Source organism: Acinetobacter sp. CIP 102136, from assembly GCF_000369685.1.
In the GTDB taxonomy this organism is placed as follows: domain Bacteria; phylum Pseudomonadota; class Gammaproteobacteria; order Pseudomonadales; family Moraxellaceae; genus Acinetobacter; species Acinetobacter fasciculus.
Window position 1 is genome coordinate 73,213 of sequence record NZ_KB850140.1, and the last position, 18,760, is coordinate 91,972.

14 protein-coding genes and 1 pseudogene are annotated in these 18,760 nt (G+C 40.2%); 8 read left to right on the plus strand and 7 right to left on the minus strand.

Going from position 1 to position 18,760, the window contains the following annotated elements:
• Window positions 1-10 precede the first annotated feature (10 nt).
• The 6 genes from F893_RS00595 (at window position 11) to galE (ending at window position 8,172) form a co-directional block, all read left to right on the plus strand.
• Window positions 11-1,186: a DegT/DnrJ/EryC1/StrS family aminotransferase gene (locus tag F893_RS00595; protein ID WP_005249548.1), complete on the plus strand. Its 1,176-nt coding sequence runs from the start codon at window positions 11-13 to the stop codon at window positions 1,184-1,186.
• A 254-nt stretch (window positions 1,187-1,440) separates the two neighbouring features.
• Window positions 1,441-3,315, plus strand: a complete 1,875-nt coding sequence (locus F893_RS00600) for a nucleoside-diphosphate sugar epimerase/dehydratase (RefSeq protein ID WP_005249549.1) — start codon at window positions 1,441-1,443, stop codon at window positions 3,313-3,315.
• A gap of 24 nt (window positions 3,316-3,339) precedes the next feature.
• Window positions 3,340-4,215, plus strand: a complete 876-nt coding sequence (gene galU, locus F893_RS00605) for a UTP--glucose-1-phosphate uridylyltransferase GalU (protein WP_005249550.1) — start codon at window positions 3,340-3,342, stop codon at window positions 4,213-4,215.
• 15 nt (window positions 4,216-4,230) lie between these two features.
• Window positions 4,231-5,487 (plus strand): nucleotide sugar dehydrogenase, encoded by a 1,257-nt coding sequence (locus tag F893_RS00610; RefSeq protein WP_005249551.1) that lies wholly within the window; start codon window positions 4,231-4,233, stop codon window positions 5,485-5,487.
• A 35-nt stretch (window positions 5,488-5,522) separates the two neighbouring features.
• Window positions 5,523-7,163, plus strand: a complete 1,641-nt coding sequence (gene pgi, locus F893_RS00615) for a glucose-6-phosphate isomerase (protein WP_228130251.1) — start codon at window positions 5,523-5,525, stop codon at window positions 7,161-7,163.
• Window positions 7,156-8,172, plus strand: coding sequence for a UDP-glucose 4-epimerase GalE (gene galE / locus F893_RS00620; RefSeq protein WP_004280905.1), 1,017 nt, complete (start codon window positions 7,156-7,158; stop codon window positions 8,170-8,172). The genes pgi and galE overlap by 8 nt, the downstream gene beginning before the upstream one ends.
• Before the next feature lie 72 nt (window positions 8,173-8,244).
• Here the strand turns inward: galE and F893_RS00625 are convergent, their stop codons facing one another.
• The 5 genes and pseudogenes from F893_RS00625 to F893_RS00645 form a co-directional block, all read right to left on the minus strand.
• Entirely contained in the window at window positions 8,245-9,615 is a 1,371-nt protein-coding gene (locus F893_RS00625) for a phosphohexomutase domain-containing protein (protein WP_004280906.1), read from the minus strand.
• A gap of 368 nt (window positions 9,616-9,983) precedes the next feature.
• Window positions 9,984-11,600: a Tn7-like element transposition protein TnsE gene (locus F893_RS00630; RefSeq protein WP_004280908.1), complete on the minus strand. Its 1,617-nt coding sequence runs from the start codon at window positions 11,598-11,600 to the stop codon at window positions 9,984-9,986.
• 2 nt (window positions 11,601-11,602) lie between these two features.
• On the minus strand, window positions 11,603-13,141 hold the full coding sequence (locus F893_RS00635) for a TnsD family Tn7-like transposition protein (RefSeq protein WP_004280910.1): 1,539 nt from the start codon (window positions 13,139-13,141) through the stop codon (window positions 11,603-11,605).
• A gap of 2 nt (window positions 13,142-13,143) precedes the next feature.
• On the minus strand, window positions 13,144-14,826 hold the full coding sequence (locus F893_RS00640; protein ID WP_005249555.1) for an AAA family ATPase: 1,683 nt from the start codon (window positions 14,824-14,826) through the stop codon (window positions 13,144-13,146).
• Window positions 14,827-14,842: 16 nt separating this feature from the next.
• Window positions 14,843-16,375 (minus strand): annotated as a pseudogene (locus tag F893_RS00645) (Mu transposase C-terminal domain-containing protein); the annotation flags it as partial.
• 76 nt (window positions 16,376-16,451) lie between these two features.
• On the opposite strand from F893_RS00645, the gene F893_RS17215 reads away from it, so the two are divergent.
• A protein-coding gene (locus tag F893_RS17215; protein ID WP_155757257.1) for an IS3 family transposase occupies window positions 16,452-17,596 on the plus strand; the annotation gives its coding sequence in 2 pieces (ribosomal slippage) (window positions 16,452-16,716 and window positions 16,716-17,596; 1,146 coding nt in all).
• Between the two features lie 31 nt (window positions 17,597-17,627).
• On the opposite strand, the gene F893_RS00660 is transcribed toward F893_RS17215, so the two are convergent.
• Window positions 17,628-18,236 carry a hypothetical protein gene (locus F893_RS00660; RefSeq protein ID WP_005249558.1) on the minus strand — a complete coding sequence of 203 codons (609 nt, stop codon included), beginning with the start codon at window positions 18,234-18,236 and terminating at the stop codon, window positions 17,628-17,630.
• A complete protein-coding gene (locus F893_RS17220) occupies window positions 18,220-18,594 on the minus strand; it encodes a TnsA endonuclease C-terminal domain-containing protein (RefSeq protein WP_228130248.1) in 375 nt (124 codons plus the stop codon). The genes F893_RS00660 and F893_RS17220 overlap by 17 nt, the downstream gene beginning before the upstream one ends.
• Window positions 18,595-18,614: 20 nt before the next feature.
• Here F893_RS17220 and F893_RS17225 point away from each other — a divergent pair.
• Window positions 18,615-18,760: helix-turn-helix domain-containing protein (locus F893_RS17225; RefSeq protein WP_079284032.1), on the plus strand; the 146-nt coding region annotated here is incomplete at its 3' end.

Below are 18,760 nucleotides of genomic sequence, written 5' to 3' on the forward strand. Positions count from 1 at the left end.
TTAGTAGTACATGCTAAACACAGCATTTGAACCATGGCCAAGCTTTACTCAACAAGAAGCAGATGCCGTATCTCAAGTTTTACTGTCTAACAAAGTCAACTATTGGACAGGGCAAGAATGCCGTGAATTTGAAAAAGAATTTGCCCAGTTTGCACAAACCCAATATGCCGTGGCACTTGCCAACGGTACTGTCGCTTTAGATGTTGCACTCAAAGCCTTAAACATTGGTGCGGGTGATGACGTGATTGTCACTTCACGCACCTTTTTAGCGTCGGCAAGCTCCATTGTTACAGCAGGTGCCAACCCCATTTTTGCAGATGTAGAACTCGATTCACAAAACATTTCTGCTCGTACTATTGAAACAGTATTGACGCCAAATACCAAAGCCATTATTTGTGTGCATTTGGCAGGGTGGATGTGTGATATGGACCCGATTATGCAACTGGCACAAGATAAAGGTCTGTATGTGATTGAAGACTGTGCACAGGCACATGGTGCCATGTATAAAGGTAAATCTGCTGGCTCAATTGGGCATATTGGCGCATGGTCCTTCTGTCAGGACAAAATTATGACCACAGGTGGTGAAGGCGGTATGGTCACCACCAATGATGAACAGCTATGGAAAAAAATGTGGTCGTACAAAGACCATGGTAAAAATTACGACAGCATTTATCACAAACAGCATCCACCTGGTTTTCGTTGGTTACATGACTCATTTGGCACCAACTGGCGCATGATGGAAATGCAAGCGGTGATTGGACGTATACAATTACAGCGTATGCCAGAATGGACAAAAAAACGTACCGAGCATGCACAGCGCATTTTGGCAGCCTTTCAGGACAGTCCATATTTTACTGTGCATTACCCAGACAGTGACTATGTACATGCCAACTACAAGTGCTATGTGCAGGTCAATAGCGAACAGTTACCTGCAGGTTGGTCACGTGATCGTATCATGGAGGAAATTAATGCCCTGAATGTACCTTGTTTTAGCGGTTCATGTTCAGAAGTGTATTTAGAACACGCCTTTGATGGTACAGCATGGCGACCTGCACAGCGTTTAGTAAATGCACAGCAATTGGGCGAAACCAGTTTAATGTTCTTGGTTCATCCAAATTTAAGCAATGACAGTATCACAAAAACCATTGTAGCCATTCAGCAGGTGATACAAAAGATGGCAGGCTAAGTCATACTTGTGATGCAGCCCTAAAGAGGTGATCTTCATCTTGTCATAGTGCATAAAGGGCTGCGTCAGGTTAGTTGGTGCATTTACATCACTAGACTATTGCATGCGATAGAGTTACCTAATCTTTAAACCGAAAATAGAGTAAAATATGTAAATGATATATTTTACTTTGATAAAAATAGTGTGAACTGAAAATTGTCTATTTAAGATATATAGACAATTTTCAGTAAAAAAATATTGAGAAGCCTCATCCCGTGAAATCCATTATCGAACCTGCTGTAGAATCCCCTCGCGCCGCCAAACTCGCATTTTTAATAGTGCTGGATTTTTGTGTTTTTCCTGTCTTGCTGTGGCTATGTTATGCCATTCGCCAGTTTGATTTAGGCGCAGAAGTGGTGCCCAACTTGGCTTTTGGTTCGGTATGGGCAAGTGTGATTGCCGTTGTATCGCTGTTTATTTTTGGCGTGTATCGCTTTATTGTGCGCACCTACAGCGAACTGTTTATGGTCAAATTGGGGTTGGGTACTTCTTTGACTGTGGTAGGGTTGTATGCGTTGGCTTATTTTACCGACGCCTTCATCCCCACTTCTATTCCGCTCATGTTCGGATTTCTCATGTTCGCATGGGTCTGGTTTAGCCGTGGTTTTATTCGCTTTATTGTGCGTTCTTATTTACAAGCCGATGTACAAAAAAAACGTGTGGCGATTTATGGTGCAGGCAATGCAGGACAGCAAATTGCAGCAGCACTATACAATTCCGATGAACACTTACCTGTGTTATTTATTGATGATGATCCATCACTCACTGGACAACAGTTGGGCCGTTTAAAAGTCTATGATGCAGAAACAGCATTAAAAGTCATGCCGAAAAAGCATATTGATGAAATTTTGATTGCGTTGCCTTCTGTCGGACGCATGCGTAAAAGCGAGATCGTCAAATTTTTAGAACCTGCACATATTAAAATTACAGAAATTCCAGGACTGACCAAACTGGTCGATGGTGAAATTCGCGTATCGGATATTCAGGAAGTCGATATTATTGACTTGCTCGGGCGTGACCCTGTGCCGCCTGTACCCGAACTGTTGGCTAAAAATATTCAAAACAAAATGGTCTTGGTCACAGGCGCGGGTGGTTCCATTGGTTCTGAACTGTGTCGCCAAATTGTCAAAAACAAACCCAAAGTTTTGGTGATTTATGAACTGACCGAATTTGCGTTGTATAGCATTGATAAAGAATTACGCTTAAATAGCGATGTCACGATTATCCCGATTTTAGGTTCAGTGCTCGATCAGGCCAAACTAGAACGGGTGATGGAACAGTATGCGATTCAAACTGTGTACCATGCCGCTGCCTACAAACACGTGCCTTTGGTAGAGTGCAACCCATTGGCAGGTCTGAAAAACAACGCGATTGGGACAGCATTTAGCTTAAATGCAGCGGTCAAAACAGGTGTAGAAACCTTTGTGCTCATTTCTACCGATAAAGCCGTGCGTCCGACCAATGTCATGGGCGCGTCTAAACGTATGGCAGAGTTGTATTGTCAGGCGATGGCAGAAGCGCAAGATCAGACCCAAATCAGCATTGTCCGCTTTGGGAATGTTTTGGGGTCATCGGGTTCGGTGGTGCCGTTGTTTAAACAGCAAATTGCCAAAGGTGGACCTATTACCGTAACTCATCCTGAAGTAACGCGTTACTTTATGACCATTCCAGAAGCCTCGCAATTGGTGATTCAGGCGGGTGCTTTGGGTCAGGGGGGCGATGTATTCCTGCTCGATATGGGAGAACCTGTACGCATTCAGGATTTAGCCCGTCAAATGATTGCATTGAGTGGTTTAAAAGTACGAGAAACAGGCAGTCAGGAAGGTGATATTGAAATCCAGTACTCCGGCTTACGTCCAGGCGAAAAACTCTACGAAGAATTGTTGATTGATGCCGATAATACCGAAGTGACCCAGCACAGTCGTATTTTACGTTCTTATGAAAAAATGTATCCCTTGGATGAATTGCTGATGGTGTTTGAGCGCTTAAATGATTTAACTGCGGTGCAATCGGATATTGATTGGGCATTAAGCCAGCTTGAACACTATGTGGATGGTTATGTCCGTGGTAAAGAAGTCAAAGTAAATTAAAATATCGAGATCAGGTTAAGACATATGATTAAAAAAGCCATTTTACCCGTTGCAGGTTTAGGCACCCGTTTTCTGCCAGCCAGTAAAGCCATTCCCAAAGAAATGGTGACTGTGGTCGATCGTCCTGCGATTGAATATGTGGTACGTGAAGCCGTGGCTGCCGGGATTGAACAGATTATTCTGGTGACGCATTCTTCCAAGGCATCAATTGAAAATTACTTTGATCGTAACTTCGAGCTGGAAACCACGCTTGCGCAAAAAAACAAAACCGATTTACTCAAAGAAATTACTGAAATTTTACCGGCAGGTGTCAGTATTATTAGCGTACGTCAACCGCAGCCATTAGGTTTGGGGCATGCGGTACTGTGTGCTAAAGCCGTGATTGGTGAAGATGACTTTGCGGTCCTGCTTCCTGATGTTCTGGTGAAAGATACACAGACTCAGAATGACTTGAGCTTAATGATTCAGCGCTATGAAACCTCTGCAGCAGCACAAATCATGGTCGAAGCGGTGCCTGAACATCTGGTGGATCAATACGGTATTGTCGATGTGGCAGAGTCACCAGCTGAAGGTCACAGTACTGTGATGCAAGGGATTGTCGAAAAACCGGCAGTCGGGACGGCACCATCGAATCTGTCTGTGGTGGGGCGTTATATCCTGCCGGCAAAAATCATGCAGTTGTTGGAACAGACACCACGTGGGGCGGGCAATGAAATCCAGCTCACCGATGCGATTGCCATGTTGCAGCAGACTGAAGCGGTTGAAGCTTATCGTATGAAAGGTCAAACTTTTGATTGTGGTAACAAGCTTGGCTATTTAAAAGCTGTTTTACATTATGGCGTGGATCATCCCAAGCTTGGTCAAGAGTTTAAAGCATTGATTCAGGAACTGGCATTATAATAATCAAGGGATACTATGAAAGTCGCGGTACTGGGAAAAACCTTATTTTCAGGGGTCATTGCAGCCCTTCTAGCTGAATGTGGTCATCAGGTAGTGTGGTGTAACAGCTTCAGTAGCGATGATCCGGCACGGACTTATTTTCAGGATGAAGCACTGCAGGCCTTGTTGCAAAAACAGGAAAAATCCGGCTTTTTAAACTGCTGTGATTTTCAGCATCTGGATTTCAATCAGGAGGCTTTTTTCTTTAGTTTTAATGCAACTGAAGAGCATATGGCATTGCAGATGCTGAATACCATCCGGCATGCCTGTTTTGCTCATCCCAAACTAATGATCAATGCCTCGACTTTTGGCTTGCATGGAACCCAACGTTTTCAGCAACTTCTGCCGAATGATGACTGGATTTACCTGCCAGATATCATTCAGGAAGGCAATGCGATTCGAAGTTTTATGCAGGCCAGCCAGCTGATCGTCGGCTGTGACCAACCGGATGCACAGCTTAAAATCAGAGAGCTATTACGGCCCTTATTCCCGCGTGCGCAGCAGTATCTGTTTATGCCGGTACTGGATGCCGAATTTACCAAACTGAGTATTTCCGGCATGCTGGCCACCCGGATCAGTTATATGAATGATCTGGCCAGTGTGGCAGAAAAACTTGGCATCGATATTGAGCAGGTACGTCAGGGCATGGCGGCAGATAACCGCATCGGTTCCGCCTACTTGTTCCCTGGGGTCGGTTTTGGTGGAGAAAATTTCTCACATGATATTCGTACTTTAACACATGCGGTTGCAGATTCAGGGGTGAAAAACCAGCTGTTAGAGCAGGTCTGGGAAATTAACGAACAACAAAAAGAATTGCTGTTTCGCAAGCTCTGGAATTATTTCCGTGGCGATTTACAAGGCAAAGTGGTGGCGATTTGGGGCGCAGCCTTTAAAGAAAATACCCCGAGCATCCAGCAATCTCCAGTGCATGCCATGCTGACTGCATTATGGGCACAGGGTGTGACAGTCAAACTGCATGATCCACAGGCACTGGCCAATATTGAAAAGGTCTATGGCGCACGGGAAGATTTGATCCTATGTGAAGATCAATATCAGGCTGTCGAAGGTGCAGATGCCTTGTGTCTGATGACGGCCTGGAAACAGTATGGCAGTCCGGATTATCCTTATCTGATTAAACTGATGCAGCATCCACTGATTCTAGATGGGCGTAATCTGTATGATCCGGCTTATATCAAGGCACGTGGTTTTAATTATATTGGGGTAGGACGCTAATGTTGAGCCAGTTTAATCCAGATCCAAATCCTGAAATGGTGTATCAGAAACTCGCCTCGAGCAAACAGCAACTTGATGCGGTTCATCTGCGAGACCTGTTTGCTGCCGATCCCCAGCGTTTTAACCAGTATTCGATCCAGTTTGAGCAGCTGGTCTTCGACTACAGTAAACACAGAATCAATGATGAGGTAATGCAGGGCCTGATTGAATGGGTGGATGCACAGAACCTCAGATCCTGGATCGGATCTTTATTTTCCACTCAGGCAATCAACTATACCGAGCAGCGTGCAGCCATGCATTGGGCCTTACGCTTACCGGCACAGGATCAGCAACATGCCGAGCTGGCCGCTGATGTGCATGCGCAACTTGAGCGTATGTATGCCTTGGTAGAACAAATTCATGCCGGACAGCGTCGTGGTGCCACCGGTGAAGTGATTCAGGATGTGGTCAATATTGGGGTCGGTGGTTCAGATCTTGGGCCGTTGATGGTCACGCATGCCTTATCTGATTTTAAATATCAGTCTGCCCAGCCACTCAACGTACATTTTGTTTCGACCATGGATGGCAGTCAGTTGTCCGAGTTGTTGCATCAGTTGCGTCCGGAAACCACTCTGTTTATCATTTCATCCAAATCATTTGGTACGATTGATACCCTGACCAATGCCCAGACCGTACGTTTGTGGCTGGAAAAAGCATTGGGTCAGCATCCCTATATTCTCAAACATCATTTTATTGGGGTATCGACCAAACCGGAGAAAATGACAGCGTGGGGGATTGCACCGGAAAACCAGCTGTTGTTGTGGGATTGGGTCGGAGGGCGTTATTCGCTGTGGTCCTGTATCGGATTGCCGATTGCCTTGAGTATTGGAATTGAAGGTTTTAAGCAGCTACTGGCAGGTGCTTATGCAGTAGATCAGCATTTTCAGTATCAGCCTTTTGAACAGAATATTCCGGTCTTGATGGGACTGTTAGGGGCCTGGAATAATAATTTCCTGGATATTCAGACCCATGCCATCCTGCCTTATGATGGGCGGCTAAAATATTTTGCTTCCTACTTGCAGCAGCTGGAAATGGAATCGAATGGCAAGTCGATCCAGCGCAATGGTGAAAAAGTACAGCTGGATACCTGTCCGATTATTTGGGGAGAGGTTGGCCCGAATGCGCAACATGCTTTCTATCAACTCCTGCATCAGGGCACCCAGTCAGTCAGTTGTGACTTTATTGCACCGGTAAAGCGCTATAACAGTCAGCAATATACCTATGCCGATAGTGCTGAGGCATTAATCGAGCAGCATCATTTGGCATTGTCGAATTGTCTGGCGCAATCGCGTTTACTGGCTTTTGGTAATGAAGCGCTGGATCAAAATGAATTGGCTAGCTTGCCGGCTTATAAGCAGTATGAAGGCAATCAGCCGAGCAGTACCTTGTTACTGCAAGAGCTGAATCCCTATAATCTGGGGATGCTGATTGCATTGTATGAGCATAAGGTGTTTGTTCAATCGGTGCTGTGGAACATTAACCCATTTGATCAATGGGGCGTGGAAAAAGGCAAGGAAATTGCCAATCAGTTATTGCCGATCCTCAATGGGGAACAGAGCGATCTGGATGGTCTGGATGGTCTGGATGGTTCAACCCAAGGTTTAATTAAAATTCTATTAGGAAAGTCAAATGGCTAAAATTCTGGTCACCGGTGGGGCAGGCTATATTGGTTCACATACCTGTGTGGAATTATTAAATGCCGGGCATGAGGTCATTGTTTTAGATAATCTCTGCAATAGTGCTGCTGAGTCTTTAAATCGGGTGCAACAGTTGACCCGGAAAAGTCTGACCTTTGTTGAAGGGGATATCCGGGATGGCCAGTTACTGGATCAAGTCTTTCAGCAAAATAGCATTGATGCGGTAATTCATTTTGCCGGGCTTAAAGCGGTTGGAGAAAGCCAGCAGATTCCATTGGCTTATTTTGATAATAATATTGCTGGTTCCATCAGCCTGGTACAGGCCATGCAGCGCGCACAGGTTTTTAACTTGGTGTTTAGTTCGTCGGCTACTGTGTATGGTGATAATCATCCGTCACCTTTAAACGAAGAAATGCCGACTGGCATGCCAACCAATAACTATGGCTATACCAAGCTGATTGTGGAGCAGCTCTTGGAAAAAACGGCCGTAGCAGATCAGCGCTGGTCGATTGCCTTATTACGTTATTTCAATCCGGTCGGTGCACATAAAAGCGGGCAGATCGGTGAAGATCCACAAGGTATTCCGAATAATTTAATGCCTTATGTAACGCAGGTGGCAGTAGGGCGACGTGAAAAACTGTCGATCTTTGGTCATGATTATGACACTGTCGATGGCACGGGTGTACGGGATTATATTCATGTGGTAGATCTGGCCAATGCACATTTATGTGCCCTCAATAATCGTTTAACTGCACAAGGGTGCCGGGCCTGGAATATTGGTACTGGCAATGGCATTTCAGTGCTACAAGTTAAAGATACTTTTGAACGGGTCAATGGTGTTGCAATTCCATTTGAATTAGCACCACGTCGTGAAGGTGATGTGGCGACCTGTTTTGCAAATAATAGCCGTGCAGTACAAGAGTTGGACTGGGCAGCACAATATGGTTTGGAGGATATGCTGGCAGATAGCTGGAACTGGCAGAAGCAGAATCCGAATGGCTATTGTTAAAATTTTTATAAGAATATAAATATAAAACGGGAGCAAAATTGCTCCCGTTTTATTGTACTTAATACAGCAGCCTTAACTCTGGACCAGCTGGGTCAACTCATCGACATAGTCCTGCATCGGTCGTGGATTGCGGTCACGACGGCTTTCAATATTCAGACGCAATAAAGGTTCAGTATTGGATGCACGCACATTAAAACGCCAGGTGCCAAAGTCCAGACTGACACCATCGGTCTGATCAATTGCAGGATTTTGATCGGCATAGTGATCAAAGAGTTTTTGAATCGTGGTTTGGGTATCGGCGACTTTAAAGTTGATCTCACCACTACACGGGAACTTGGCAATCATCTCTTCCACCAGCGAAGATAGAGATTGCTGTGTTTCAGACAGTACTGCAATCGCTAGTAACCATGGAATCATGCCGCTATCACAGTAGGCAAAGTCACGGAAATAGTGATGGGCACTCATTTCTCCGCCATAAGCTGCATTATGTTCACGCATCACATCTTTAATAAAGGCATGCCCTGATTTCGACTGCACCGTAATCCCTTGGTATTGTTCCACGATATCCAGGGTATTCCAGACCAGACGCGGGTCATGCACAATTTTCTCACCCGATTGTTTTAGCAAGAAGGCTTGAGCCAAAAGACCAACAATATAATAGCCTTCAATAAACTGGCCTTTTTCATCGAACAGGAAGCAGCGGTCAAAGTCACCATCCCAGGCAATGCCCATGTCGGCAGCATGCTCAATCACAGCATCACGGGTGCTGTCACGGTTTTCAGTTAAAATCGGATTGGGAATCCCGTTCGGGAAATTGCCGTCAGCTTCATGATGAATTTTGATAAATTCGACCGGAATATTGAGTTGTTGAAACTTTTGCTCAATGGCATCAATCACATGGCCTGCTGCTCCATTCCCGGCATTCATGACCAGTTTCATCGGACGGATTTTTGCCGGATCAATATAGCTCATCAGATGATTTACAAATTCAGGCAGAATATTATATTTCTCAGTACGGCCTTTATTGCTGACGTCAATAAATTCATCTGATTCTGCTAAAGCCTGAATCTCTTTAAGACCAGTATCGGCACTAATTGGACGGGCATTTTCACGTACCAGTTTCATGCCATTATAGTCCATCGGATTATGGCTGGCTGTGACTTCAATCCCGCCTTGAACATCGAGATGAAATGCGCCGAAATAAACTTCTTCAGTGCCGGTCATCCCCAGATCCAGTACATTGACACCGGCATCATTCAAACCACGAATTGTGGCCTGTTTTAGGCCTTCACTGCTGAGACGTATATCACAGCCAATCACTACAGTCTTCGGTTGATAAATCTGTCCATAAGCACGGCCAATTTTATAGGCGATATCTTCGTTGAGTTCTGTGCCGAGTTTGCCGCGAATATCATAGGCTTTAAAGCAAGTGAGTTTAGTCATGTGATCTCTCGAGATTCCTGAAAATAATTTCCAAGTTTAAGGTATTTAAATATATGGTAAGCATTTGCTGAACCTCACTTTTCCTTCTATATTTGGTTCTAGATAAATCCTGTCGCTTGAGGAGGGCTTTGTTATACAAAGATTCAAAAGACAAAGCCTCACTAAATTGTCCAAATTTAAGTTACAATTTGGGTATAGGGTTCACCTAATTCAGTGAATTTTTTCAAGGTTTCGCACTCTTTTTTGTGGAATGATTGGGTATGTTTGTCGATCTGAAATTATTTGATGATATCCTATTGTGTCATAAGCTCCATCAGCATAAACAGAATACCTTTTTACATACCCAGTTGCACTTACAGTACCCTCATCTACACTTTTTCATTCTTTTCTAATTTCTGAAGTAATGCCTTAATAATTTTATCGAATCGTTCACCCCATCGTTCGAACTCATGACTTGATTCATTAAGTTCATTTAGATTTTTAGGATGATGTAGGGTTTTTGCCAAACCATAGTCTGCAAAATATTTTAAGGTCGGCCATCTTAGTGAACGCTGCATAATTTCTTTCATCATTGCTTTAATTGATCTCTCATCAAACTCATTCATATCATTTAAGCAGAGAACTAGGGTTGAAAGTTTTTTCACATTATCTGTGACATCTATTTCAAAGATTATGAAATTGTAATCGAATAGCTGATTCAACCTATATACCATCAGGGTGCGCTTATTTCCATCCGAAGTTATGTGGAGTTTCGATTTTTGTAATCTGGGAAGTTCATAGATTTTTGAGGTTGCCGTCGTAAAATTATTTTGCTCAACGAACTTTTCTATCATGAACCTGAAAGCTTCAAAACGGTCCATAAACAAATCTAAATTATTGCTTTCATCTTCTAATCCCTCAAATTCACCGCGACCAATTGTCCCAATGCTACTTGCTTCATCAGTCCCTATAGCATCATAGTCCTGAATTTCATCTTCCTCTGAAGGTAAGGATGCATTCTTGGATCTTTTTTTATTATAAATTTTACGGGTGAGAACTGGATCGGAAAAGCTGAGCAATACAGGAGAGCTAGGCAAAGTAAGGATTTTACGATCACTATTTGCCTCTTGACTGTCATCAATTTCTGGAGATTCGGGTTCTTGTCGGTTTGAGTAAGTACCTGATTTTCCTGTAGACGATGTGTTTTTATTTTGAGTAAATCTTGGACTAGAAAAATCAATCTGCTTTGGTAAGTTCGATTCTAATCCTTTAATCTCTACAATTTCATTGATATAAATTTGATCCAATTTTTTAGAATAATAGGCTTTAACAGTTATTTCTACATTTGCTAAAGAAGGGGGATCAAAATTGAAATACCACCATTCTTTATTTTTACCTTTTATTTTTTCATTAAAAAAATGAGTAGCAATACTTTCATAGCTTCTTCTGATTTCAGGATTGATTAAAATCCAAGCGAGTAAGTTGCGCATGCCTGGATGATTATATTGAGATGGAGGGAAATTACTTGAGAATAGTTCGTTAATCAGTACATAGTTTTCTGAAACCGTTTGAACATCAAATTCCAGATTTAAAAAGTTCTGTGAAAGTGCATTTCTCGCAAAATAAGCATTATGAAAAAATAATGCTCTAGCCAGTTCTAATTGTGGTAAATGCACAATTGTATTTTTAAATTTTTGATCAAGGTCAGTTAATTTCTGTGTGAATTGGAATTGTTTTGTCGCAATATTATTGCTGACCTGCCATTCTGTGAGATCGTTAATTTTAAATTTTAGTGTTAAATGATTTTCGTCTTTCAATTCAACTGAGGGATTTAAGCATCTCCGTTGCGCGACCAAGTGCATGCTTGAGAATCGAGTATGTTTAAAAACTCTTTGTTCCTCATACTCTAATCCAAGATTAATATTCCAAGCTATCCCTTGTTTATTCTTAAAAATTGCCCCAATAGATGAAATTCTAGCGTTTAACGGAAAACCTCTAATAACCAAAATTAATTCTCCCAATGAATAAGTTTAATAACGTTCGTTAAAAAATTATTTGCTTCAGTTGTTATTCTTTCTTCACTTAAACCCGATTTTCGTAAAATGATCCAGCGTTGAAGTTGTTCATTTGCTGAATATGATTGCAGTAATACTCGGGTTAGTCGCCTAATCTGAAAGCAGCTAATGTCCTCATTATATTGATCTAAAAACTGTTTAGTTAATGGCAAATTATCTAAATTTTTTTCAATAGTAGCTGGATTCCTAAGTTGCTTGATCCACCAGTTTCTCGATTTTCTAGGTAAATCCAAGTTTTCTATAAGTTGTTGTTTAATCTTGATTAATAGTTTAACGGTTTCAAGATCACGTGTACCCCAATCAATTTTATTTCCTGTCGGTATGTGAGGTTGCTGATAATGACTGTTTGTTTCAAGTAGCCATTCTTGATCATTGCGATAGAGCCATGCATATAGAGCACTATTTTGTTTTCTTGATGCATTGATGCTGTCTTGATTGATTGCCTCAAGCCATTTTTTTCGTTTTTCTAATATAATTGTATTTTGAGATTCTGTTATATCCGAGGATTGTAATTTTATAGATTGTGGTTTAATGACTGGTTGTAAAGAATTAACAGTTACTAAGATCTCATTAAATGACCACTCTCTACCGACATTCATAGCTTCAATTACAATTAAATGTTGAAGATAGCTAAAACATTTACGATGTTTTCGGAAAATACTACGTAGCCAACTATTTTCAGAACTGAAATTGTCCAAATGATATTGTTTTAAAAACTGTTTAGACCAGCGGGTCGAAATTTTTTCATAAATGGATTCATATAAAATATGAGAGTTTCCTCGGACACAATTATTTTGATGGGCAAGTTTCTTATAAAAAAGACTCCATTGCTCAAAACTTGCAGACTGTTTTGGACAAAGCTGTAAAAGCTCATCTACTTTTTTACAGATGAGCAGATCATCTAATTTGGCTGCTGACTGAGTGACAATCGGGCAGTTTTTAACATCAGCTGCAATAAATTCATGTTTGTGTGGTGACCTAAACTCTATATTCGTTTGTATAAGTTCACCATGTTTTTGACAGCAGGTAACACCTTGGACTTGCCAAAGTCTGGACCAATAGTATTCTTTATATTGTTTAAGCTGTTCATTTATACATCCCGGGCAATATTGCAAATATGTGGGAGTTGCTATGTACGATGCATTAATTCCTAGGGCTAAGTGTACTGAACCATTTGATTTATTCAGCATCCATAGCATGCATTCTTGTCTTCGCTCTTCTGGAACAAATGGGGCATAAAGAGGAAAAAGAGTATGCTGATAAATCAGTTTTTTTGCATCAAATTGTGTTTCAGGTAAAAGCTTTAAAATTTTTGATAAATGTGCGGGCAAATCTATTGTTGCTACAACTTCGCGATCTTGGAAAATCTCATCTAAAAGTTGTTTTGGGCTATTAATTGCTAATCGTATTCCAGCTCTAGCAACTGAACTATAGATTAACTCATTAGTATAAGGAACCGGAAAATTTAGCATATTTATCCTGCCTCTTTTATTAAAGTTTCCATATTGATGACATAATCAGTCTGGTTTTTTAGATGTTCATAAAAGCTTTGTTTATTTTCTTTCTGACTGAACTGAAAACGTAAATCATCATTATCAAGAGAGTGCCATAATTTGGGTTGAATTCTCTGTTTTCTTATCTTTTGCGTATCTTGTGGTTTATTTGCACTAGAAGGTAAAGAGAACTCCTCATTTTGCTCATGCAGCCAGCTTAGGATAATCGGCATTACTGATTTCATGTCAAATTTAGGATTCTCTCGGAATACTTTTTTAACTAGAGGTGCTAATAAATTTGATTCGTATCCCAGCTCAATCAGTAGGCGATGTAAATGAATAGATTCTTGATGTCCATCATAGATATCAATATCTTCCATGAACTCTTTTTTTTGCTCTAGCTTTACTTGTAAGAGGAGTAGCTTTTTATCAACTTCGGGAATAATCAGATCTGAAAATTGTGAAATTTGTTCGGCATCACCTGAGCGTAGCGCTTTAATCATTGGGTGAATTGGGATTAAATCTTGTTCATATGTCTGTTTCAGTAATTTGACCGTGATACGTTCCAGCCCTGACTCAATTGCTCTCATTTGGGCTAATACAAATAATTTAACCACAATATCTGGAATGCCTTGGCTGAGATCATACCAGCAGTTCCTGATTTCTTCACTTATGATAAGATCTGCTTTTTTGAGCCATTGATACTTCCAAAGTGCTTCAGTAAATCCGACCCATTCTGATTTAATGATTTTTTTTGTCTGTGGGTGAATAAATTTTTCTTCATTTTTAATCTGTTCCCACAGAATTGAGCCTAATCCCACTCCTCGTCTAGCAGATCTCAAATCATCTTCAAAAATAAATCGAGCTTTTGGTGTGCCAACCATCACGACTGGTAAGCCAACCACATTAACCAAAGTGACAAAGAAATTCAGCATTTTATCTGCACCTCCAGATTTGTTCACACTTAGATGCTGAATTTCATCAATAATAAGCAATCCAATTGCATGTAAATTGGCAATCTGGCGCATTAAGTTGAGTAATGTTTCAATACCATGTCTTTTTAATGCATATTTTCTTTCATAATCAGACCCTAGTGCTTGATCGATTGCTCTGAAAAAATGTAGGCACAAACTTTTTAAAGAGCCATCATGTGGGCAATCAATTTTTAAATAAACAATTTGGGTAAAATTATACTTTTCATGAAAAATGACCTGAGGATAAGTAGCGAGAATTCGATTTAATGTAGTAGTTTTGCCACTTCCTGAACAGCCAATAAAACACATACTTCGTGCAGTGGACTTAGCTGCTTCAAAGCGAATGGCATTTACATCACCAGTCATCATTCGCTCATAACCATTCTGTAGATGTGAATTAAGAGAGCCATTTGCAAGATTACGCCCCACGTAACCTTCACGAAGCATAATGGAGAGTTTTTGTTCAAGTTGAATATGCCGTGCAATCGGTTGAAAAAAATTATTCATCAACTGAGCAATAAGGTGACCTCTAACTACACCTGATTCATGTTTTTCTGATGGGTTAAGGGTAATTGTACTTTTTAGTGCATTTTTCACCTCTGAAAATTCACGTACAGGTGGTAATGCTTCTATAAGAGGATTTCCTTGATACTGCCCAAAACTTGGATGATAAACTGCATTAACTTTCATTTTTATTTACCTCGTTTTAATTATCATCTTCATCAAATAATGATTCGTAATAGGTTGGAATAAGTAAGGTGGATTCTTCGTCTTCTGCTTTTTTAATTCCTGAGATTGGAATAATATTGTCTGTAACCTTCGCATTTTGTGAGCTTTGGATTTGGGTAGATTTCTTTAAATCCTCCCTTTCTTCAGTTATTGCCTGATTACGGTTATTCCGTATCGATGAAAGACGTTGAGCATTACTTTTTTGAGTAGAAGGTCTTGAGGAAATTGCTTTTTCAATGATATCTTCATTGCGTTGTTCTAAATCAGCACGTGCAAGATTTGCATTTATTTTGTAGCGAGATCGTGTTATTTTTTGCTCAAGTTGAACTTGCCAGACCTCCCAAAAACTACAACCTCTAAATTCTCTAGAACGATTTGAAAGTTGTGCTTCCCAATAATCTGAATGGTCTTCAGAATGAAATATATAAACTTTTTCAGCGTTCGCTGGATCGTAAGCAACTTTAAATTTCGGCCTTTGTCTTGAAGCACTTTTCCTGTGGAGCAAGCCGCGTTCAATGAGTTCTTTACAATTATAGAAGACTCCGAAAACCTTTAATCCTAGCTCAGAGAGGGTGCCATCGGTGCGGGGAAGTAGTGCAATATAAATCGCTTTTTCTGATGCTGAGCGTAACTTACCTGTTCGATTCTGTATGCCCCAATTCCATAAATGAATAGGAATGCAGGGTAAATCTGTTGGCATATCAATGTCGCGATCATAAGAAGAAAGTTCATGTGTGTTGTTGTAAATGAGAACAGAATTTAAAATGATCTGGGTAAATTCCTTAACAGTGAGTGTTGCATCTAGTCGGTAGTCTTTACCACCACGCTTCTTTTCTTTGATTGCTTGAACTACACCAGGTGCATAAGGTTTAAATTCAGCCTGGATAGTGCGGAAATAGCGCTCTACAATTGACTTTAAATCACCACGATAGGCAGGTGTGTTTTCTATCCGGATGGCAAAGTTCTTTTCGAGATTTTCAATTTGATGTCCAAGTAATTCGGCTCTATCTGCCAAGATTGCCTCAGGTAATCCAATACATGGCCAATCCTTAAAAGTAATCTCGTGATCAAATTTTTTACAATAATCGACCTTATCAGACATCGCCATACGAAGAACTAGCATACTCGTAACATAAGATGGATTCTCTAACCCCACGTACATGCCAGTAACCATACGGCTAAATTCATCCATCATAAAGTAAATGGTTGGACGTCCAATAATGCAGCCTCTATCTGAGTCAGAAACAAGATAGATGTCAGCTATCGTAGCATCTACTTGGTAACGAGATCCTGGTCCGAGAACATGTGTATTAACTGTTGAATATAAAACTCTTTTGTCTTTTAAATACTCAATTTTACTAGTTCGTGATTTTATTTTTAGAATAGGACTATATTCACGATCATAAAAGTATTTTAATTGCCAGATTGATGGGACTTCAGTTTCAATAATGTCTGGATATAGGCTTTGATATATACTAAGAAACTTACGATATGTGTAGGGTAGAGTATGAGAGGTGGATCAGGAAATTTGAACAACACTTATAAGTGATATTTTGCTCCCCAAATGATGTTATAAACATCAATATATGGAGTATTTTATGACACGTAGACCAAGAAGAAATCATTCAAATGACTTTAAAGCTAAGGTAGCACTTGCTGCGATTAAAGCAGAAAAAACACTTGCTGAATTGAGTGCTGAATTTGATGTTCATCAAAACCAAATTATTGACTGGAAAAATCAACTGATTTCAGCTTCCTCGCAAGCTTTCGATCAATCAAAAGCTCCAACAGAACCACCCATCGATCTAAAAAAACTACATGCAAAAATCGGTGAGCAGGCATTAGAAATTGATTTTTTAGAAGGTGTGTTGAAGAAACTGGGCCGCTTCAACCACAAAAGTTAATCGACGACTCACTTCAGATTTCAGTATCTAAGCAAGCTAAGCTGCTGAAAGTCTCCCGTGGTTGTTATTATTATCGCCCAAAACCTGTTAGCTCATCAGATCTGAAGCTGATGCGATGTATTGATGAATTACATATGCAATATCCTTTTGCAGGCAGTCGTATGATGCGTGATTTGTTGAATCGTCAAGGGCATCATATAGGACGACGTCATACACGTACTTTAATGAAGAAAATGGGTATTCAGGCGTTATATTGCAAACCAAATTTAAGCCAGGCTAATCAAGCTCACCGTAAATATCCATATCTGCTCAAAGGGTTGGCTATTCTGCGCAGTAATCAAGTGTGGTCTACGGATATAACGTATATTCCTATGGCAAAAGGCTTTGTTTATTTATGTGCTGTGATTGATTGGCATAGCCGCAAGGTACTTGCGCATAGGGTATCGATTAGTATGGATGTGGATTTTTGTATTTCGGTTTTAAATGAAGCGATTGAAAAATATGGATCACCTGAAATATTGAATACAGACCAAGGCAGTCAGTTCACCAGTGATGCATTTATTGATGTATTGAAATCAAATGGCATTCAAATCAGTATGGATGGTAAAGGTCGATGGATTGATAATGTGATGGTTGAACGATTATGGCGGAGCGTTAAATATGAAGAGGTGTATCTCAAAGCTTATAGCAGTGTCACAGATGCGAAAAAGCAATTGAGTGCATATTTTGAGTTTTATAATTTGAAACGACCTCATTCGAGTCTGGACAAAATGACTCCAGATGAGTTTTACTATGACCAGCTACCACAACAAAATAAGGTAGCTTAACTAGAGCAGAATATCACTTATAAATAAGCTTTTAGTTGTTCAAACAAGTGGGACCACCTCTATGCTTGTTTTCATTGAGCATGTACTGATTGATGACTCTCCTAAATAGTCTTTCAATTTCTTCATCAATAAGAGCACCTGTCCCTTCAGAAATAATACGAGGGCGACCTAATTTTTTATTATTTACAGCCTTTTTAACACCTTTTCCTCCAGAATTATAATACTGAGGGATTAAGGCATTGGGGGTCATTCCTCTTTGCCAATACTGGCGAAGTAAGCGATATATAGTCTGTTTAGTGGTAATCTTTTGATTTACAATTTCATTAATCAAAGAGGCACGTATGTTTGAATCATAAAATTTTTCATGTTCAATTATAGGTTTTATAATAGCTAAATTCTTGTCACGTTTGATTTGATAGACAGAGTTTTCTTCTAATACCATCAAAGACATGTCTTCAAAAGGATCTGTAGTAATTTTTATGTTGCCCGATTCAATTACCTCGATGAGTGTGGATCTTGTATACAATTCAGGTAAGGCTTTTTGATTTTCAAGTTCTATCCAAATTATATGATCTGTATATACTTTGAGGATGCGATACTTTTTCTCATCAAACTCATAAACATCATTGATTCGAAGCATTGCAGATGGCCTCCCATGAATCTTGTTCACTGAGTTTTATATTGCCACATGTGATTTTTCTATAACTAATGTTGATATCAAATACGAAGTACCTTTGAGCAATGAGCTCGCGGATTTCTAATAGTGATTCTCCTGGTTCTAATGAATATTGAACATCAATATATTTTGATAGTTCAATTAGACTCAGATGAGAATTTCTTATAAATTGCTGATAATAGAAGTTGATTTTATCTGTAGTGTGATTTTTACTTTCTGAGTAATTTGCAGGATATAACCATTTAATATTATCAACGACCGTAATAGGGATATCCTTTTCTGTAACAAGGCAGAGTAAAACTTGAAGTGCGACATAAACCACCTAATTAATTTAAAGGGTTTATGGAGTATATAAAATTGTCATACCATCATCTTAACTTTGAAGATCGTACTGCATTAATGCTTGAGTCAAGAAAAGAAGGCTTTTCAGCCAGAAAATTTGCTGAACTCATTAAAAGACATCCTAGTACGATCTATCGTGAGCTTAA